Annotated in this window: 13 protein-coding genes; 2 read left to right on the forward strand and 11 right to left on the reverse strand. The window is 41.7% G+C overall.

Going from position 1 to position 20,480, the window contains the following annotated elements:
- Positions 1-160 precede the first annotated feature (160 nt).
- Positions 161-2,356 carry an alpha-galactosidase gene (locus BM294_RS07845; protein WP_091206563.1) on the reverse strand — a complete coding sequence of 732 codons (2,196 nt, stop codon included), beginning with the start codon at positions 2,354-2,356 and terminating at the stop codon, positions 161-163.
- A gap of 522 nt (positions 2,357-2,878) precedes the next feature.
- Between BM294_RS07845 and BM294_RS07850 the strand changes: the two genes are divergently transcribed.
- Both BM294_RS07850 and BM294_RS07855 read left to right on the forward strand, forming a co-directional pair.
- Positions 2,879-3,856: a calcium/sodium antiporter gene (locus BM294_RS07850; protein ID WP_091206566.1), complete on the forward strand. Its 978-nt coding sequence runs from the start codon at positions 2,879-2,881 to the stop codon at positions 3,854-3,856.
- A 265-nt stretch (positions 3,857-4,121) separates the two neighbouring features.
- Positions 4,122-5,399, forward strand: a complete 1,278-nt coding sequence (locus BM294_RS07855) for a hypothetical protein (protein WP_091206569.1) — start codon at positions 4,122-4,124, stop codon at positions 5,397-5,399.
- A 166-nt stretch (positions 5,400-5,565) separates the two neighbouring features.
- On the opposite strand, the gene BM294_RS07860 is transcribed toward BM294_RS07855, so the two are convergent.
- From BM294_RS07860 to BM294_RS07905, 10 genes are all read right to left on the reverse strand, one after another.
- On the reverse strand, positions 5,566-6,825 hold the full coding sequence (locus BM294_RS07860) for a 6-phosphofructokinase (RefSeq protein ID WP_091206572.1): 1,260 nt from the start codon (positions 6,823-6,825) through the stop codon (positions 5,566-5,568).
- A 256-nt stretch (positions 6,826-7,081) separates the two neighbouring features.
- Positions 7,082-8,473 carry a citrate synthase gene (locus BM294_RS07865; RefSeq protein ID WP_091206575.1) on the reverse strand — a complete coding sequence of 464 codons (1,392 nt, stop codon included), beginning with the start codon at positions 8,471-8,473 and terminating at the stop codon, positions 7,082-7,084.
- A 308-nt stretch (positions 8,474-8,781) separates the two neighbouring features.
- Positions 8,782-10,911, reverse strand: coding sequence for an FAD-dependent oxidoreductase (locus BM294_RS07870; RefSeq protein ID WP_175494593.1), 2,130 nt, complete (start codon positions 10,909-10,911; stop codon positions 8,782-8,784).
- A gap of 408 nt (positions 10,912-11,319) precedes the next feature.
- Entirely contained in the window at positions 11,320-12,756 is a 1,437-nt protein-coding gene (locus BM294_RS07875; protein WP_091206577.1) for a glycoside hydrolase family 1 protein, read from the reverse strand.
- Between the two features lie 320 nt (positions 12,757-13,076).
- Positions 13,077-14,996 (reverse strand): beta-glucoside-specific PTS transporter subunit IIABC, encoded by a 1,920-nt coding sequence (locus BM294_RS07880; RefSeq protein WP_091206579.1) that lies wholly within the window; start codon positions 14,994-14,996, stop codon positions 13,077-13,079.
- A gap of 371 nt (positions 14,997-15,367) precedes the next feature.
- Positions 15,368-16,216 (reverse strand): BglG family transcription antiterminator LicT, encoded by an 849-nt coding sequence (licT, locus tag BM294_RS07885; RefSeq protein ID WP_091206582.1) that lies wholly within the window; start codon positions 16,214-16,216, stop codon positions 15,368-15,370.
- Positions 16,217-16,567: 351 nt separating this feature from the next.
- Complete coding sequence (citF, locus tag BM294_RS07890) at positions 16,568-18,124, reverse strand: citrate lyase subunit alpha (protein WP_091206585.1); 1,557 nt, start codon at positions 18,122-18,124, stop codon at positions 16,568-16,570.
- Positions 18,121-19,068, reverse strand: coding sequence for an HpcH/HpaI aldolase/citrate lyase family protein (locus tag BM294_RS07895; protein WP_175494594.1), 948 nt, complete (start codon positions 19,066-19,068; stop codon positions 18,121-18,123). The genes citF and BM294_RS07895 overlap by 4 nt, the downstream gene beginning before the upstream one ends.
- A 2-nt stretch (positions 19,069-19,070) precedes the next feature.
- Entirely contained in the window at positions 19,071-19,385 is a 315-nt protein-coding gene (citD, locus tag BM294_RS07900; protein WP_091206587.1) for a citrate lyase acyl carrier protein, read from the reverse strand.
- A gap of 83 nt (positions 19,386-19,468) precedes the next feature.
- Positions 19,469-20,461 carry an ADP-ribosylglycohydrolase family protein gene (locus BM294_RS07905; RefSeq protein WP_091206590.1) on the reverse strand — a complete coding sequence of 331 codons (993 nt, stop codon included), beginning with the start codon at positions 20,459-20,461 and terminating at the stop codon, positions 19,469-19,471.
- Positions 20,462-20,480 lie beyond the last annotated feature (19 nt).

A 20,480-nucleotide genomic window follows, 5' to 3' on the forward strand; every position in this document is an offset into this window, starting at 1 on the left:
TAGGGAAACGCTGATTAGAGATTTTCCTTAGAACTATAGATTTACTCTGATCTTTATATATGAGGACTTGAGTGTCAAAGAATCCTCCCGAAAATGACATAGAAAAGGCTTATCAAAGCTTTTCCCCATGTCTTTTCGGGAGGATCAATTCCTTTACCTGTTATGTCGTTTTAATAAAATGAAGCTGTGCTGATGAGTAATCTCCTGATGAAAGATTAATTGCGTAGCCGCCGTACATAAGAGCAGCACCGCTCAAAACCTGCTCCGTTCCTTCAAGTCTGTACATTGCATCAGCGCAAAGCCCCTTAAGATGCACATTTTTTATGCGGGCATTAGCCTGTGATTTCTTGAGAACAATATTAATGAGTGCTTCGGAACCGTCCGGTGCCACAAACTCCCAGGCTTTATATATTTCAGACTGATCACCTTGAGACAGCCTATAGTAGGTGCCTTTCTGAATAAGTGGATAGAGTCTGTTAAATGTCTTTATCTGCTCCTTGATGGTACTCTTTTCTTCATCTGTAAGCTTTGTGATATCAAGCTCATATCCAAATGTTCCGGACATCGCCACTACCCCTCTTGTACTGAGAGGGGTTGTCCTTCCTGTCTGGTGGTTAGGGACAGCTGACACATGACTTCCCATTGTGCTGACTGGGTATCCGAAGGAGGTTCCCTCCTGTATCTCGAGGCGTTCGATGGCATCCGTATCATCTGAGCACCAGATCTGAGGACAGAAATACATCATTCCTGCATCAAATCTTCCGCCACCGCCTGCACATCCCTCGATCATGAGATCCGGATACGCTTTTGTGAGACGATCAAGCAATGAGTATGTACCAAGCATAAATCTATGGGCCACTTCACCCTGACGTGAAGGTTCCAATGCATTGGAATAAACATTACAAACACTTCTGTTAAAATCCCACTTAATATAAGAAATATCGGCGCTGTCCAAAACTTTCTTCATACAGTCAAAGAGATAATCAACCACTTCACTGTTACTCATATCAAGAACCATCTGATTTCTGGAAAGGTTTGGATTTCTACCCGGATCACGAAGAGCCCATTCAGGATGTGTTCTGAAAAGCCCGGAGTCTTCATTAACCATCTCAGGCTCAAACCATAGTCCAAACTTCATACCCATCTTTGTGACCTCATCCGTTATCCTCCTGAGACCACCCGGAAGCTTTCTTTCATTCACTAACCAGTCACCGAGACCTGAATTATCGTCATCGCGTTTTCCGAACCATCCATCATCAAGAACCATCATTTCAACGCCAAGCTCCGATGCAGTTTTTGCTATGTCTATGATCTTGTCAGAATTGAAGTCAAAGTAAGTTGCTTCCCAGTTGTTGATAAGTACAGGTCTCTTCATATCAAGATACTTTCTGTCACAGACATTTTCACGGATAATCCTGTGGTAAAGGTGGCTCAAAGCCGAAAGTCCTATTGCGCTGTATGCCATGATGACTTCCGGTGTATCGAAGCTCTCACCGCTCTTCAGATTCCATGAAAAGTTCTCGTCATTGATACCTGAAACGATTCTGACAGCACCTGCCTGATCCTGCTCTATCTCTGTTTTGTGATTGCCTGAATACATGAGCATCATTCCAAAGCAGGAACCGGACTCTTCTGTTGCGGTATGATCGCAGAGAATCACAAAAGGATTCTGATGATGAGAGCTCATTCCACGCTTTGAACTTATCACTCTGATGTCCTGGGAAAGTCTGTTTCTCTGGACAGAACGCTCCATACAGTGTCTTCCGGCAAAATGTATCTCATCCCACTCTCCATACTGTAAGTCAAGCATCATGGAAGCTGCTTTTTCAAGAATCATGCCGTTATCAGAAGCATTAACGAATCTTGTATGTCTTGTGATAATGTCCTTGTCCATAAATACGGAGTAGAAAAGTTCAGCTTCTAGACCGGTTAATCTGTCCTCCAGAGTTATGACCAGTGTTGAAACTTCGTCATCACAGGGACGAACAGACGGAAGTCCCGGAATGGATGGTTTTCCTTCTTTGATACTGTGGGATTTATAACGAAAATCGCATGTTCTGCTTCCATTTTTTGCTTTAACTGCCACAGAACTTATCCTGTAGTCGCCCATGCCGCAGCCTGAAAATTCCTGTGGTAATGTATCAATAGAACGTCCCCTGTCCATACGGTATTCATAGAGATTACCGGAAAATCCCCTGTCCACCGGTACTATCTGATAGCTCATGTCTGTACCGTAAACCGGCTTTCCATAGTATGTATGCAAAAGAAGTCCGATATCATCGACCTTCATCTGATATTCCGAATTGTTAGTGGTTAATGTAAATATTTTCTTTGATTCATCATAAGTAATAGCCATATAGTTGACTCCCTTTTTTTAAAAAGATATAAGCACTTTGCATAATGTCATGACAGAAAATACGGTTTCACTCCGATGAATTTATAGAAGCATTTTCTGTCAACCGATTTGCAGCATTTATAAGTATACTATATAGTCGTGATTTTTAAACTTGATTTTGTTAAATATTTAATGATGCAATAATAGTTGACATGTTACATTTTTAGACAGTATACTGTCCATCAAGTTAAACGGGAGTAGCTTCCACACTACTAAGGAAACACTGATAATATCTGTGTTTCCTCATAGCCTCCGACGTCGGGGCACGGATCTTCAAAGGAAACAGATACTTCGTTTCTATAATCCGGGCAGGAAATCCCTTTACAGGGCGTTTCCATATAGTTGTGGCACATATTTCGTCAGTACGGGTATATGCCCCGGGATATGTTTTTATTAGCGAGACTTTAACTGCATTTAAAGGCAGTAAGGTCTCGCCTTTTTATGCGTGAAGCTTCGACCTTATGTTTAAATTCAGGAGGAAAAATGGTCATTATCTACATCTTATTTCTGGCACTTGGTATGTTCGCACTTATAAAAGGCGCAGATATCTTTGTAAGCGGAAGCTCTTCCATCGCAAGAAGGTTCAATGTTCCGGCACTTATCATCGGACTGACAATCGTTGCTCTCGGAACAAGTGCTCCGGAACTGGCAGTAAGTATATCGGCATCACTTCAGGGTTCAAATGAAATTGCCATCAGTAACGTGGTTGGTTCCAATCTGTTTAATCTCCTTGCCATACTCGGAATCTGCGCCGTTATGAAACCGGTATCGGTTGAAAGTGACGCCATAAAGAGAGATATTCCTTTCTCGATAATCATTACCATATTCGCTCTTATCACAAGCTGTGGCCCTATACTTTTAAATGGGGGCTTTCTCAATATTGATGTTGCTCAGCATGCAGGTGTTGTTACAAGAGCCGGCGGAATTGTACTTGTTATACTTTTGATCGGTTACATAATCAATCTCATCATAGTCGCACGAAAGAGCAACTCAGAATCAGATGAAGTTCCCACCTACAGCCTTCTTAAGTCAATCGGAATGATCCTACTTGGAATCGCAATCATCATTGCCGGTGGTCAGATCGTTGTTTACTGCGCTAAAGAGATTGCAAGAGCGGCAGGAATGTCAGAGACCCTCATCGGTCTTACAGTTGTTGCTTTCGGTACTTCTCTTCCCGAGCTTGTCACTTCTCTTGTTGCCATCAGAAAACAGGAAGCTGCCATGGCTATCGGTAATACTGTCGGTTCAAATATCTTTAATATCCTCTTCATCCTCGGAGTATCCGCAGTGATCCATCCTGTTGAGGTCAATGTTGCATCCTGTATTGATATGATCATCCTTGTGGTTGTAACTGTTGTAGCTCTGATCTTCGCCACAACACAGAGAAAGATTTCAAGAATCGAAGGTGGTTTCATGTTACTCATGTATGCTGCTGATATGGCTTATGCAATCATAAGATGACATGAGTGTCAAAAATATTTGCCACTCACTGATTAGCGCCAACGCACACATTCGTGTGCATAGAGCAGGAATCCTTACAGATTCCTTTGAAGCGCTCAAAGCCGAGTAGATCCTTCGATTAAAAAGTCGAAGGCAGATGTACTGCTGAACACTCAGACTTGGGTCCCTTTCAGGTTTATATGTAATTAACCTGAAAGGGTTTTTTGTATTATGAAAATATGATAGAATCCATAAGTTAAAAATAAGTGTTTTGGAGTAAAAATTAATGATACTGTTTCTTATTTTCCTTGGCCTTTGCATCCTTCTGATCATTGATGTGTTTCGTTACAACAAGGCCAAAGCCAATGCCTTCAGTGAGTACGAACTTAAGAAAGCGGCTTATGAAGAAGTAAAAAAACTCGAGTACAGTGATCCTTTTATAACCTGCGAATACTGCGGTGCAAAGATCGATACTCATATAGATAAGTGCTGCTCGCATTGCGGAGCACCTTATGATCTTAATCACGATTGGATTGAGAGGCATCAACTAAAAGATTCATTCATAAAGGAAGGCACTGATGCCGTGAATGAAAAGCGTGAGAAAAAAGCTATCGTTATGAAAAGTGAAATCATGGGAAGAATTCGTAAAGAAATTACCATCCTTATTGTGATGATGGCTTCTTTCCTTCTCATGGCAGCTTTTGGTTATTATCTCTATGATCAACACAAATACAAAAGCAATGAGAACGTTAATACTAACAGCTATCAAAATTTCGTTGTAGCTGACTACACCGTAAAAGGCGACAGTGTCATCTATAATAAGGATGGCGTAATTATAACAGTCACCGGTATTTATGAAGATGAGAGTGCCGATAATGCTTCTTCCACGGAAGGAAAGCATGCTGCCAAAGTTGGTTTTAGAGTTCAAAACGGATTGGGCAAAAACATTTACCTCGTACTGAAGTGCTGCGGTGTAAATGGTGTTTTCCGACAGAGAGGTTTTATTTATGCCTACGATTATTTCAGGAAAAATGCGGATGTAACCTACTATGAGGAACTATGGCATGATTCCGGAAATGATCTTTCTGAACTCATATTTGATTATATCGAGGTTGGAGCCATTGATTATACCTACACCGGTCGTCTTGATATTCCTTCATATATTCATACTACTGCTCCGGAAGCAAGCGATATTAAGGATTTAAGTGATATGCCACGGTTATACTCAAACGGAAATCTGGATGTATTCGGAATATTTAATGATGAAGACTATCTGAGCGGATATAAACTCTACATAAGAAATAATTCTGATAAGAATTACTATATCGATGATCTTGAGTTCAGAGTTGACGGTTCAGTAGTCAAATCCGAAAAAATCCTTAACGGACTGTTACCGGCCGGCTACATTTATGAAACCGATCGAATCCGTTCTTATGAAGTAGATGACGAGTTGCTGAAGACAAAAAAATGTGAAGTTGCACTTTCCTTCGTAGACAAAGAGGAACATCTCGATGACTTCTCCACAGGTTTTATGGACTTAAGCGGATTAATCAAAGTGTCTTAAATATCAGTAACAGAACCTTTTCTCATACGGACTCATTAATGATTAAAATAAGACTCTCCTTACCGTTCAAGGTAATGGAGAGCCTTTTAAATATAAGGAGATTTATATGACATAAGTGTCATACGTCTATCTCACTTTTGACACTCACATCATTTTTAAAAAACGGTTACAGAAGATCCTGATATCCCGGAACATAGAGATGACGTGGAATACCGTCAACCATAACTGCTCCGACATCACCCTGAATAAGAGGTCTTACATAAGTTATGAACTCATTGGTAACATACGTTCCATCAGCTGTGATCCACTCTCTCGGAACAAGACGCTCATCATTTGCAATCTTATGAACATCCTTAACCTCTGTTCCTGCCTGATACGGGTCATCGGAAAGTCTCTGAATGACAACCATCTTTCCGCTGTCTCCTTCGTCAGCCGCCTTCATAGCTGCACCGCCTACCTCATAAGCTTCAAGAATATCTACTCTTGATGCACAGTGGCTTGCTGCTCTCTGAAGTGTTGAAAGTTCGATGGAACGTGTCTTGCATCCTATCTCCTGTGACAGAACCGTGCAAAGATATCTTGCTGTTCCTGTAAGCTGTTTGTGTCCGAATGCATCTACATACTCTGTAGTATTGCCCATCTCGCTTATATATGTTCCGTCAGCTGTATGAATACCCTCCGAAACGGCAATAACAACCGATCTCTTCTTTGCCAGGAGATTCTTACAGTTCTGAACAAATGCAGGAACATCAAAAGGTAACTCAGGAAGGTAGATAGCATCAGGGCCATCACAGTCCTCACCCTTTGAAAGTGCTGCAGCACCAGTGAGCCATCCGGCATTTCTTCCCATGATCTCTACAACGATAACCTGCCCCTTTGTAGTCTCCAGACTCCATCCGTCTCTGATGATCTCCTTAACGGAAGTACCGATATACTTTGCAGCTGAACCGTATCCGGGAGTATGATCTGTCAGTGCAAGATCATTATCAATAGTCTTCGGGCATCCTACAAAACGTACATCAGATCCTGTTACAATGGCGTAATCAGAAAGCTTCTTTATCGTATCCATGGAATCATTACCACCGATATAGATGAAACAATCTATCTCAAGTTCTTCAAGAATCTTAAAGATCTTCTCGTAAACATCCTTATTCTCATAGATATCAGGAAGTTTATATCTGCAGGAACCGAGATATGCAGAAGGTGTTCTTTTCAAAAGCTCTGCATCAAGTCCTGTCCTGATATGTTCTGAAAGATCGATGTATCTTCCCTCCAGGAGACCCTGTACACCGTGAAGCATACCGTATACTTTCTTATATCCTCTGTCCTTTGCTGTACGGTATACTCCTGCCAAAGATGAATTGATGGCCGCTGTCGGGCCTCCGGACTGTCCAACTATAACGTTTCTCTTTACTCTGTTACTCATGATGTGTGACCCAAACCTTTCCTGCACTCCCCAAAGTGCAAAATGTAGCTGAGATAATTATAACATAAATTTTATAAAATATGTCATTTTACATAATATTCAGGCGCCAATTCGGATTATAATAGTCATATTGTATAACAGTTAGGCTGTTTTCCATCTTTCAACTTAAATTTAAGAGTATTATTAATCAAAAATAATGAGCCGGTTGAAAAGTTTTTTTTACCGACTCATTTATTGATATATATTTTGAATGGATTTAAGGTCTTAATTTCATATCCACATACTCATTTACGTTTCCTACATATTTTGTCGCAGGACGCATGATACGACCATCGTATAACTTGTTCTCGATATTGTGAGCCACCCACCCCGATACTCTTGCTATGGCAAAAAGCGGTGTAAACAGTTCTTCCGGTATACCAAGCATGCTGTAGGCAAGACCTGAATAGAAGTCCACATTGGTAGGTAATGTTTTCTTCTTTCTTTCTACCAGCACCTCGCGAACGGTATCCTCAAACAGTCTGTAGAAATTAAATTTTGTGATCATTCCGTTGTCAGTCGCAAGTTTTTGACAAAGGTCACGAAGCAATTCAGCTCTTGGATCAGACAATGTATAAACAGCATGACCGAAACCGTAGATGAGACCGCTTCTGTCATAGAACTTTTTGTCCAGTATGTCATTAACAATCTTCTTTAACTTACTCTTGTCTTGCGTATATCCAGTTGAAGCAATGACATCTTCCATCATCTTATGCACCGAGATATTGGCTCCTCCATGCTTAGGTCCCTTTAACGCTCCGAGGCTTGCACAGATCGCCGAGTAGAGGTCTGTTCCCGTTGAACCTACTACAACATCAGTAAATGTTGAATTGTTTCCGCCGCCGTGGTCAGCATGGATAACAAGAAGTGCGTCAAGAAGATTGGCCTCTTTCTTTGTGAACCTGCCATCCGGTCTAAGCATCTGAAGGATATTTTCAGCAATAGAATATTCCTTCTTTGGATAGTGAATGATCAGCGAGTCATGATAAGCCTTGTGCAGCTTTGCCTGATATGCATAACATGCAAGATATGGTAACTTCGCTATGATATTAAGTCCTTTTCTCAAAGTTTCATACACATCGGTATCATCAGGTGTATCGTCGTAGTTGTAAAGCTGAAGAGTCAATGTCTGGAGACGATTCATAAGATTAAGTGAAGGTGATCCGAGAATCTCATTTATAAGAAAATTATCCGGTAACGCATATCTGTCTGCAAGGCAACCTTTGAAATTGTTCAGTTGCTTTTCATCAGGCAGATACCCGAACAAAAGCAGAAAACAGGTTTCCTCAAATCCGAAGTTTCCCTGACGATTATTGATGAGGTCATGTATACTGTAGCCTCTGTAAAGAAGATCTCCATCACAGGGAGTAACTTTTCCGTCTTTGTCTTTAACATAGCCCACTACGTCCGAAACTCTTGTAAGACCAACCAATACTCCGGTACCATCTTCATTTCTGAGTCCCTTTTTGACATTGAACCTGCCGTAAAGATCACCGGGTATCTCAGTGTAGTTTGAAGATTTACCAAAGAATCTGGCCAAGATGCTGTCGTCGAAATATAATGTTCTTACAATTTCTTTTGATTCAGATGCTAATGCAGTTATACCCATGTTTACTCCCCTTCCGAATATTCTTGATTTGTTTTCGGACATATAATTTAAGACTTGATTTATATATCTTTTAATATCTAGAATTATAAAGCCTTATTAAAAGACATGTCAACTATGTCCTTTATTCGTTTTGGGAATATTTTTCATAACTTACAAAAATGCGGATGATATCATCTGATACCATCCGCATTAATATAATGTTTAAATGCAGTATTTATAAATCATCCTATGCCGCTTATGCTTAATGTCATATCTGATTTATACGCCATATTCGGCTCACACTGAGCTCTGTCTGAATAATGACTTTCTTATGAATTAAGCTTTACAACGTTAGCACCTGCGATACGTCCGTATGTGAAGATATCAGCGATAGCGTTACCACCCAGACGGTTACCACCGTGAACACCTCCGGTTACCTCACCTGCTGCGAAGAGACCTGCGATAGCATTGCCCTCTTCATCAACAACCTGTCCGTCTGTGTTGATGGTTACACCACCCATTGTATGGTGGAGAGAAGCCTTTCTTGGAGAGATAACGATACCAACATCAGGATCCTTCTCGATAGCCTCAAGATCGATCTCACCGGCAAGAACACCCTTTCCGAAATCAGGATCCTTCTGGTTTTCAACGTATGAGTTGTACTTCTCGATTGTCTCACGAAGAGCTTCCTCTGTAAATGCAGGAGCAACACCGGCTGCCTTTGTCTTTGTAGCCTCAGCAAGCTCGGCAAGAGTTGATCCGTACCAGACGTTGTTTGTCTCTACCATGTGCTCTACAGTGTTTCCGAAAAGTGATGCTGAAGGATCTGCACCCTCGCACTTTCCTGTATCCTTTGAAGAACCTGCATAGATGATGTAGAAGATTCCGTCATCAAGTCCAAGAGATGCCTTTGCAAGAACGTCACGCTCTGCATACTCGTTTACGAAACGGTTGCCCTTTCCGTCTATCCAGATCTGCTCTGAAGCGTCTGCCCAGATACCGTCTGTCATGGTTCCCTTTACAGGTGAAGATGAAGGCATGAGCTGTGAAACACCGAGATCAACTGTGCCTGCGCCTACTTCCTGAGCCATAACGATACCGTCACCGGTATTTGTTCCAACGTTTGTTGTAAGTGTGTGATCTGTAAGATCATCGCCCCAGTACTCATCATACTTCTTAACCATTGCAGGGTTAGCGCAGTATCCGCCACAGGCAAGAACAACACCCTTTGTGGCATTGAGAGTAACCTTTGTTCCGTCAGCCTTCTCAGCCATAACACCAACGATCTTTCCGTCTGCGTCTGTGATAAGTGACTTACCTGCTGTCTCTGTGTAAACAGTAACACCGGCCTTATCTGCTGCATCCTTAAGAGCCTTGATAAGAGGTGCACCATTCTGATAAGCATGGGTTCTTGGCCACATAGCGCCGAGAACAGTGTAAAGTGTTTCACCTGCACCCTTATGGCTTGCAGTCTCTATTCCGAGATCTCCTGTCCAGTCGTAGGAATCAAGAGCGTTCTCAGCAAGGTTTCTTGCAAGATCGATGTTTGAAGCTACCCATGAGCCATCATTCATCTCACGAAGACCGCCTGTGTAGATGTGCCACATATGAAGAGGGATGGAATCGTAACCAGGCATATCCTTGCCGGCTTCCTTACCCTCATTGTCCTTAAAGAACTTCTTAAGGTCATCCTGAAGCTCTGTAAGAACTTCCTTCCACTCAGGGAACTGATCGAAGTGAAGATCCTTGTCATCTGTCTTAAGAGCGAGATACTCGTCCAGTGTATTCTTTTCTGCAACGCTCATAACACGCTCAGACTGTGCTTCAGGGTCTACACAGTTGAATGCTCCGCCGGCCATCATTGTGTCACCGCCGAGAACAGAACCTTTCTCAATGAGAGTAACCTTTGCGCCCTGCTGTGCTGCTGATATAGCTGCTGAAAGTCCGGCTCCGCCGCCGCCTACAACTACTACATCCTGATCATAAGTTTCATCAGCACCTGCTGTAGCATGCCATTCGTTTGCATCAAGAGCTGCAAGGTCAAGACCTGCTGCCTCTGCAGCCTTTCTTGCCGCACTCATGATTGCATTAGAACAAAGTGTTGCACCTGAAACAGCATCAACCTTTGTTGTCTGATGTTCAACGATCTGTGCCGGAATTCTTTCCTTGGCTACAGTTGTGAGAGACTCTGTCTCACTGATTTCTGTAAGATCAACCTTTGTGATCTTCCCATCCTCTACTGTAAGCTTTACAGTAACAGGACCCTGCATGCCGGGGGCTGTTCCTTCGAACTCTCCACTCACATTTCCTTCAGCCTTGGCTGCTTCTGTTGTCTCTGCTGCAGCTGTTGTTTCCTTGGCAGCTGCTGTTGTTGCTTCCGGTGTACCGGCTGATGATCCGCAGGCAGTAAGTGCCATGGATGCAGCCAGACTCAGAACGAGCGCTTTGTTTCTTCTCATACTATCCTCCTAAAATTGAACGTCAGACAATCTGAATTCATCAAACGAAGTACTGACGTTAGAGCTGAATACTCAGGAAATACTGATTATATCAGCGTTTTCCTTAAGAATTCGTCGTTGATTGTCGGACATGTTTTATATTTATTGTTTTTATTTTCACAATCCAACAAAATTCATTATAGCATATGTATAAGAGATTGGCATTATATTGATTATATTTTGTTCATTATTTTATAGTTCATATTTTTTCTTTTTGAGATGTATTACAATTTTAATCAAAAAAGAGGCACCGCTTTTAACGATAGCCTCTTAGATACTGCCTGTAAAAATCTGTCTTAAAACCCGGGAAACAGAAGAAATATTATGCCGTCCCGTCCCCCTGCTTTTTTAATCTGTAATAAACAATTCTTACAGCTCTTCACCATTTGTCTTTATCACGTGTTTATACCAGTCAAATGACTTTTTCTTTCTTCTTGCAAGAGAGCCTGTTCCATCATCGTATTTCTCAACAAAGATAAATCCATAGCGCTTAGCCATCTCTCCTGTTGAGGCTGAAACGAGATCGATGCATCCCCATGGTGTATATCCCATAAGGTCAACGCCCTCTGCTACAGCCTTCTTCATCTCTTCGATATGCTGACGAAGATAATCTATTCTGTAGCTGTCGTTGATTGTACCATCCTCTTCAATCTTATCGTAAGCGCCGAGTCCGTTCTCAACTACCATAAGAGGAATTCGGTATCTGTCGTAGATTTCATTAAGAGCAAATCTAAGTCCCTGAGGATCTATCTGCCAGCCCCAGTCAGATGCCTTGAGATAAGGATTCTTGAGACCTGCAATAAGGTTTCCGTCTGACGATTCAGAATCAGGATTAGAGCTGATACAATTTGTCATGTAATAACTGAAAGTATAGAAGTCTATGGTTCCGGCCTTAAGATCTTCAAGGTCTCCGTCTTCGATCTTTAGTTTTACACCATATCTGTCCCAGATACTCTGTGCATAGGAAGGATACTCTCCTCTTACCTGAACATCCGAACAGTACCAGTTAACCTCTCTCATATGCTCCTGATTGAGCAGAACATCTTTCGGATTGCATGTCAGAGGATATGAAAGTACAAAACATATCATATTACCCATCTTGAACTCAGGATAATGATCATGTGCGTACTTTATCACACGTGCGCTTGCAACGAACTGATGATGAAGTGCCTGATAACGCTCCTGAGGCTTATCCGGCACCTGAGTAACAGGTCCATTATATCCCTTAACGGTACCTGTGGAAAGGACAGCACCGAGAGGCATGGTTCCTGCATTTATTTCATTGAAAGTAAGCCAGTACTTGACCTTATCCTTGAAGCGCTCAAATATCACATGACAGTAGTTTTCGAAGCAGGCAATCAGTTCTCTTCCTTCCCATCCGTTGTACTTCTCCACAAGATTGTACGGAAGCTCATAATGAGATATGGTTACCAAAGGCTCAATTCCATGCTTTTTACAACAATCAAAAAGTCTGTCATAGAACTCGAGCCCTTTTTCATTTGGCTCTGTCTCCTCGCCTGTAGGGAAGATACGGGTCCAGTTTATGGAAGTACGGAAACATTTGAACCCCATCTCTGCAAAAAGAGCAATATCTTCCTCATAATGATGGTAGAAATCTATGGCTTCATGTGATGGATAAAGAGTATCCGGTTCAATAGAGGTTGTTAATCTCTTAGGAGTCTTATGACTTCCGTTTGTACACATATCTGATACGGAGGCTCCTTTTCCGTCAATGTTCCAGGCACCCTCACACTGATTGGCTGCCACTGCGCCTCCCCACAAAAAATCATCTCTCAATACTGACATAAATACTCCTTTCATGATGCAGCAAACCTTAATCACCTGCTGCCGGTATACTTTGATTCTTCATTATGCCATAGGGAAACGCTGATTAAAGCGTTTCCCTTGCCGGGATTTTGACTCGATGCATTAATCTCCATTGAAATTCCGTACCCCGACTCCGGAAGTTCTGAGATAACACTTATATAATCAGTGTTTCCTCAGATTCAACCCGAAATTTACGGCATCATGAAGTTTCCGAATAAATTGTTCCTAAATCCTCTATACTCATCAATGACAAAGCACATATTCGCAGAAAAATTCCGCTTACAGGTTTTTACCTGATATCAGACTACTGACAGAAGGCATTCGCCATTCTTTACTGTAGCACAATTTGATGCTTTTACAGAAACATAATCTTCTGAATTGGTTACAATGACAGGTGTGATGATCTTCTTTCCGGCATTTTCAATAGCCTTAAGATCTGCAGTCATGAGAAGGTCACCTTTCTTAACGTGCGCACCTTCTTTTGTCTTATACTCAAATGGTGTACCCTGAAGCTCAACTGTATCGATTCCAATGTGTATAAGAAGCTCAAGGCCTTCATCTGTAGCCAAGCCGATGGCATGCTTTGTATCCATCATTGAGGTAACAACACCATCTGCAGGAGCGTAAACATTACCATCCATAGGAATGATAGCTACACCTTCTCCAAGTGCACCCGAAGAGAAACCTTCGTCAGGAATCTCTGACATAGGAACCACTTTACCTGTTAAAGGTGCAGCAATCTCAATCTTTTTTACGATCGGCTTGTTGACTTCATCATTTGCAGCAGCTGTTACTGTCTCTGGTACAGTTGCCTCTTCTGCGGCTTCCTCTTTGTAAAGAATCATTGTAAGAACAAATGGAACTGCTATTGCGATAACAGCACCAATGATACCGAAGTAAACACCATTCATAGGATTTTCACCACCAATGAAAGTTATGATGGAGAAAAGTGACGGTGACCCGCCCATTGTATAGCCCTTAACACCTGTGATTCCTGTGAAAAGTCCTGCAAGACCTGCACCGATAACTGCAGCAATCATCGGTTTACCTTTTGCAAGGTTGATACCGTACATGGCAGGCTCTGTGATACCTGCAACTACTGCTGAGATACCGCTGGCGATACCTTCAGACTTTGTATCTGTGTTCTTTGACTTGGCTGCTACTCCGAGAGCTGCGCCTCCCTGTGCAAGGTTTGAGCAATACATTGTAACCATTACGATAACATCAAAACCGAGAGTTGCAAGGTTATTCATGCAGAGCGGAATAAGTGCATAGTGCATACCTGTCATTACAATGAATGGCATCGCTGCTGAGAGAATACCTACTGTAAGCCATGGTACTGCGTTATACATTGCTGAGAATACTCCGGCAAGTGCATTTCCGATAACATTTCCGACAGGTCCCAATACACAGAGGGCTACAGGAGTACAGATAAGCAGGAAAAGCATTGGCTTAAGGAAAGCCTTTACAACGTTAGGTGATACACGGTCTGCAAAGTCTTCAACCGCCTTCATGACGGGAGCCATGAGAAGAATCGGCAGTACAGAAGATGTATATGTTGCTGTGATCACCGGTACTCCGAAGAGTGATGTTGCAGGCATACCAAGGAATGTTCCGAGAGGAAGGTCTGCATTTGAACCTGCCATCAGGTTAACGATATCAGGGTATACCATCATTGTGGCAATCACCATGTAAAGTGCCGGTGAACCGTTAAGCTTCTTTGCAATCTGGTAAGCCAGGAAAACAGGTAGGAAATAGAAGAAAGAATCTGCCATTCCATAAAGGATCACATAGCCTGAGCTTGCCTTGTCCATCATTCCGAATGTCACAAGAAGGGTCAGAAGTACCTTTACCATACCTGTTCCAAGCATGGCCGGAAGGAGGGGAGTCATACATCCTGCAACAAATCCGAATAATCTGTGTGCAAAATTGCCGGTTGGTTTTACTGCAGAAGCGCTGCCTTCAGTGAAATTTCCAAGCTTTGCAAATTCTTTATAAAGGTTAGATACTTCGTTACCGATAACGATCTGATACTGACCGCCCTGCTTTACGATGGATTTTACTCCTTTTATGCTCTTAACCTGAGTATCACTGGCCTTTGTTTCATCCTTAAGTGTAAGGCGAAGGCGTGTCATACAGTTGGTTGCACTTGTTATATTCTCAGCACCGCCTACGGCTGCGAGAATCTTTTTCGAGGTCTCCTGATAATCGAGTGCCATTGTTTTTCTCCTTTTTGGTGAATAATATTTATTTCCAGACAGTGCGCATCTGTCTAAGATTTGAGATGAAGTCCAATGCTTAATGCATTGAACAGGTCTATATATAAAAAAGGGACAAGACCGGAAACATCTACTCTACGAAAAAATCAATTCAAAACAGAAACTGAGTATTCAGCTCCAAAGTCCATACGGACTTCAATAGTAGCTTATCATTGAACGGAATTGCATCATCCCGGCATCCAGGCTACTAAGTAAATGATTTTTCGATTTTAATGTATCCAGGTCTTGCCCGCTTAAGGTCACAATCCTGTTAATGAAAGTGTGATCACCGAATGTTCCCTCACCGGTTGCATACGATAACCTGTAATTTTTTATTTTGATCTGATCCGGCGTGTTACACGTTCTATATGGATCAAAAGATAAAGACGTTCATCAGAACTGATATCATAGTGATACTCGATCAAAATATAATCAGCTATCCTGTCAACACAGTTCTTTACATGGATAAAACGTCCGGATAACTCAGTAAAAATGTCATCATCCTCGGAATTCTCATAACACTCTCTTGAAAGAATCCTCTTTGCAAAAAACTTCAGATGAGTGAGGAATCTCTGGTAATTCCACTCTTCTTCATCAAGTTGTGTCTGAAAAGACTGTTGAACAATGTCCACAACACTGCCAATAAGTCTGGAAACTTCGTCCGGCGATACCGTGGATCTGGTGGCAAGTTCTGCATTTACGAAATGATACGCGATAAACGCCGCCTCATCCTGAGCCATGTCCGCTCCAAACCGGTCCTTCAATACTTTAAGAGCATATTTACCAATCCTGAACTCCGCCGGATAAATACGCTTGATATCCCAAAGCATGGGATTGTCCAGTGAAACATTCTCACGGCTTCTTTCAATACTTCCTGCCATATGATCACAAAGAGGCAGAATGATTCTGTCGGAAACATGGACATTACACTCTTTCCTTGCATACTCAAGTACATCCTCTGCAATCTCCCAGTACTCATCGGGAATTTCAGTAAAGAGTTCCTGAAAGTGACGACTTTCCGAAGCATTCTCCGGTATAAAGCGACGTTCGATTTTGTCTTCTTCCAGGCTATCACCGGTTTTTTTCTGAAATCCGATGCCTTTTCCCTGACAAATCGACTCATTCCCATCCTTGTCACGGACCAGCACCATATTATTGTTAAGTGCTTTTACTACTTTCACAAAAGACCTCCGTCTAAATCAAGAATTTTAGGGACAAAAAAAGACAGGGCTATACGCATAACAAAAACTGAATCATATACAGTCAGTATCATCTGCGTGAGCCTTGCCTGCTTTACCAGTCACAATTCACAATGAGTAATATAACAAATACAACCCTATTTGTAAATTTGTACTGTTACACAATGTTTTCGAGATCTTTTTAGTTAAATGTCACAATTATACATCGTACCGGTACATAATACGTCACTTATATGATTTGATTCAAACCAGGACACAGATAATTGTGTTGATGGCAGTTCATTTCTGGAAGTTCGATTATAAAGTTTTCACTTCTATAATAATCACTTCGCCCTATGGCTTCAGGCAATATATTAAATCCAGAACGGAACCATCACGATATTCAACAATGCATGCAATTCTTTCTGCAGTCGGTATATGCTTAGGAATACCCGTTAATCGCTCTGCAATCTTTTGCAGGTGTTCAATAGAAACAAGATTTAATCCAGCCCGTTCAGCATCCTCGCTAATTTCAGCATAATTTCTATGCCGTGGGTTTAAGGCAATGCCAGCTTCAGTTACAACAGCTGCTATAGTTTCACCCGGTTCGCAAACCGTTCTAACTTTCTTTACAATACTTGGCGTTCTTCCACGAATAATTGGAATCGTCACAATAGATAGCTGAGCTCCGGCTGCCACATCAGGTCCGCCACCAAGGCCTCCCATCATATGCCCTGTAGAACCAGTCAAAACATTTACATTAAAGTCTGTATCTACTTCTAGTGCGCCCAAGACTCCAAAATCCTCTCGATTCAAAAATCCACCCTTGGTATATGGATTTGAGTAATTCGAATTATCAATTTCCAATACACCAGGTCTTTCCATAATTGCTTTTGCAGCTATAGAATCAAAAGACTGACTACATTCAACCGCTTTCAAAAGCCCTGCATCATACATATCTATTATAGTTCCAGTAATTCCGCCCAATGCAAAACTTGCATAAATATTGCGTTCTTGAGTCTTTTGATGCAGATACTTTGTCACTGCAATCGAAATCGCACCAGCTCCTGTCTGAAAAGAATATCCTTCTTTAAATCTACGCGAGGATGCAATAACCTCAGCGCATCTTTCAGCGATATAAAGATCTCGTGGATTATTTGTCAACCGTGCTGCACCCGCGCTTATTTTTTCTGTATCACCAATGGTATCCACCTTTACTACAAAATCCACATACTGCTGAGAAATACTAACTGGCACACACGGATAAGGCACAAGATTATCAGTTATCACGACAACTCTCTTTGCATTAAAGGCATCAATAAATGAGTATCCCAACGCGCCACACGCATTTGGCCCGACCAGTCCTGTGCAGTTCCCATAATCATCCGCCTGCGATGCACCAATAAATGCAACATCAATATTTAACTCTCCTGATTCAATTACTCGTGGTCTCGCGCCATGTGGTCGCAAAATAACAGGTTTATCCAATGCGCCTTTAAGAATCGCATCACCAAGTTCACCACGTATACCACTTGCCTCAATACGATCAATCGTTCCATCATGAATAAACTGAACTATTGACGGATTTTTAATATTAACCACCGCACTTGGAGCAAATTTTAGATGTCGAATGCCAAGTTCACGAATTGCATTTAAAACTTGACCAATCAAACGATCTCCTTCTCGGAAGCAATGGTGAAAAGAGATAGTCATTCCATCTTCCAGCCCCGATTCCAAAATAGCAGTTTTAATATCCGGCAATAATTTCTGTTCATTTGCGAGAAGATGCCCCATTCTTCGATTTGAAGCCACGGACCTCTGATACATTTGTGCTTCATATGGTCCTTTATATGGCATTACAATGTAGTCTCCTATTTTATCAGGCAACTCTCTGCCTATTGCATTTTTCATAACTCATCCTTATCCTTCTTTTGGGGCCCGGTAACTTGAATAGATTTCTCCACTACACCTGCTGCTCGTGCTTTTGCAAGAATTATTTTTGCTCTTAATTCCATAGGTTTATCAACCATGTCACCATCAAGAACACAAACGCCAGTATGTTCTTCTGCGGCCTTAGCTAGAGCGTTACACACGCGTTCTGCCTTAATAATCTCTTTTTTAGAAGGAGTAAAGCAAGCATTAACAATATCAATCTGATTAGGGTGAACACATGTCTTTCCATCAAAGCCAAGTGCCTTTGTCATTTCAAGATCTGCTTTTAATCCTTCTAGATCATTAATATCCGAATACACTGCATCTTGTGCTGAAATACCAGCTTCACGGCAAGCCATCAGCACCACATTTCTTGCATAAAAAATTTCCCACCCAGGCTTCGTTCGTTTAGCCATCATGCTTGCAGTAAAATCTTCTGCGCCTAAAGCCATAGCAGAAATACGTGGACTTGCCTTTGCAATTTCTCTTGCATTAATAACTCCCATATAAGACTCAATGTTGCACCAAAGTTGTATTTTTCCAATTGGCGCCCCAGCCTCCATCTCAATTTGTGTGATGCGCTGATCAACACTCCGCACTTCTGAAGCATATTCAACCTTAGGTATTCTAATAGCATCTGGTTTCGCTCTCACAATTGCCTGCAGGTCTTCTTCAAATTCATCAGAATAGAGTCCATTAACCCGAACAATAACATACTTATTAGCCGGACGTTGATATTTAATTGCACAATACACAAGGAACCTTGCTGCATCCTTGTCAAGCTTCGATACGGAATCCTCCAAGTCATATACTATGCAGTCTTCATTATAGAAACCTGCTTGAATCATTTTCGCAGGACTGCTTCCACCCGTATATATCGAAGTCCGCATCAATTGTACATCATTGAATGTATCAGCATTCATGTCTACTTTTCTCCCTTTTCGAATATATCCTCCTTATGCCAATCATAAGAAATTTCAGCTGCTCTACAAATAGCGCATGCCAATCTAGCCCGGATTGTACAGTCCAAAGCGCCTTTGTCAATTACATTTACCAATGCACCACAAACTTCAAACTTCTCCAGTATTTCATAGACGGTTTTTTCAATTGACTCACCATACAGTTCCAGTACTTCACTTTCGATATTTATGGATATATCATCCGAAGGTTCCACTGTCACCATAGCATCACTCGATTCGAGCGTACCTGCAACCGCTGTTTTTTTTAAATTAAGCATCATTATCACCTCCGATATTTCAAATCTACAAAGCTCCTTAAAGATAGATGCGAATATTCTGCATCCATCCTTAAAGGAGCTTAAATTTATTCTTCCGTCATAATATCAGCTATTTTTTCCGCGTAATCCTTAATATCAATTCCCTTGGTGAACTTTAAACAAGTTCCACTAGGATATCTTGTTTTTTCTATCCACCGTTCCGGCATATTTGAAGCTCCATACTTGGCACCCAAAATCACTCCCGCGATTGCCCCTATAGTATCTGCATCGCGTCCCCAATTTCCTGCAACAATAACTCCTTTTCGGAAATCATCATTCACACATCGTAAGCACGCAAATGCCGATGGAAGCGCCTCTGCAGTTGTTGCCCATGTGGTGCAACGCAAGAAATCATGTAATTCCATCCAACTAGCAAGCAAATCGCCATCATTATTATCAAGAATTTCAAAAGCTTTTTGCATGTTGAAATAGACCCAAGAATCTTTAGGAAGACATTCCATCGCAGCATCCAGAATTTCTTTAATTGTTCCGTCGACCATAGCTACCGCAACTGCTGCTGCAACTGCCTGTGCTCCCCAAATACCGTCTCCATAATGACTAATTTCAGACTCAATACGTGCGTACTCTTTTGCCCTTTCTACATCACCCGCACAGAGAATTCCAATAGGCCCGATTCTCATAGACGACCCATCGCTCATATTATATGTATTAAATTTTCCTGATTGAGGTGCACGAATGCCTTTTCTTAAATTATCCGAGGCTTCGATTTCACTCTTTCCTCCACGTTCATAATCATCCTGTGTAACAACATCCTCCATCCAGGACTTTTCAACTTCTTCCTTTGTCAATTTTCCTCTGCAACGAATAAGAGTTTTTGCAGTAAGTAATGCAAACTCTGTATCATCGGTACTCCATGATGCACCTTTATTAAAATCAGTTGTAACTTGATAATTTGCCCTATTCTCAGCCATACGGCTTGCATCACCGAACGAATCTCCAATAGCAATTCCTGATAATGCACCATATACTTTATCAAAAAGCAAGTCACGGTTATTGATTAATTCTTCTCTCTTTCTCATTTGTTACCTTCCATCCACA

Origin of the sequence: Oribacterium sp. WCC10 (assembly GCF_900113415.1) — a bacterium.
Taxonomy (GTDB): Bacteria; Bacillota; Clostridia; order Lachnospirales; family Lachnospiraceae; genus Oribacterium.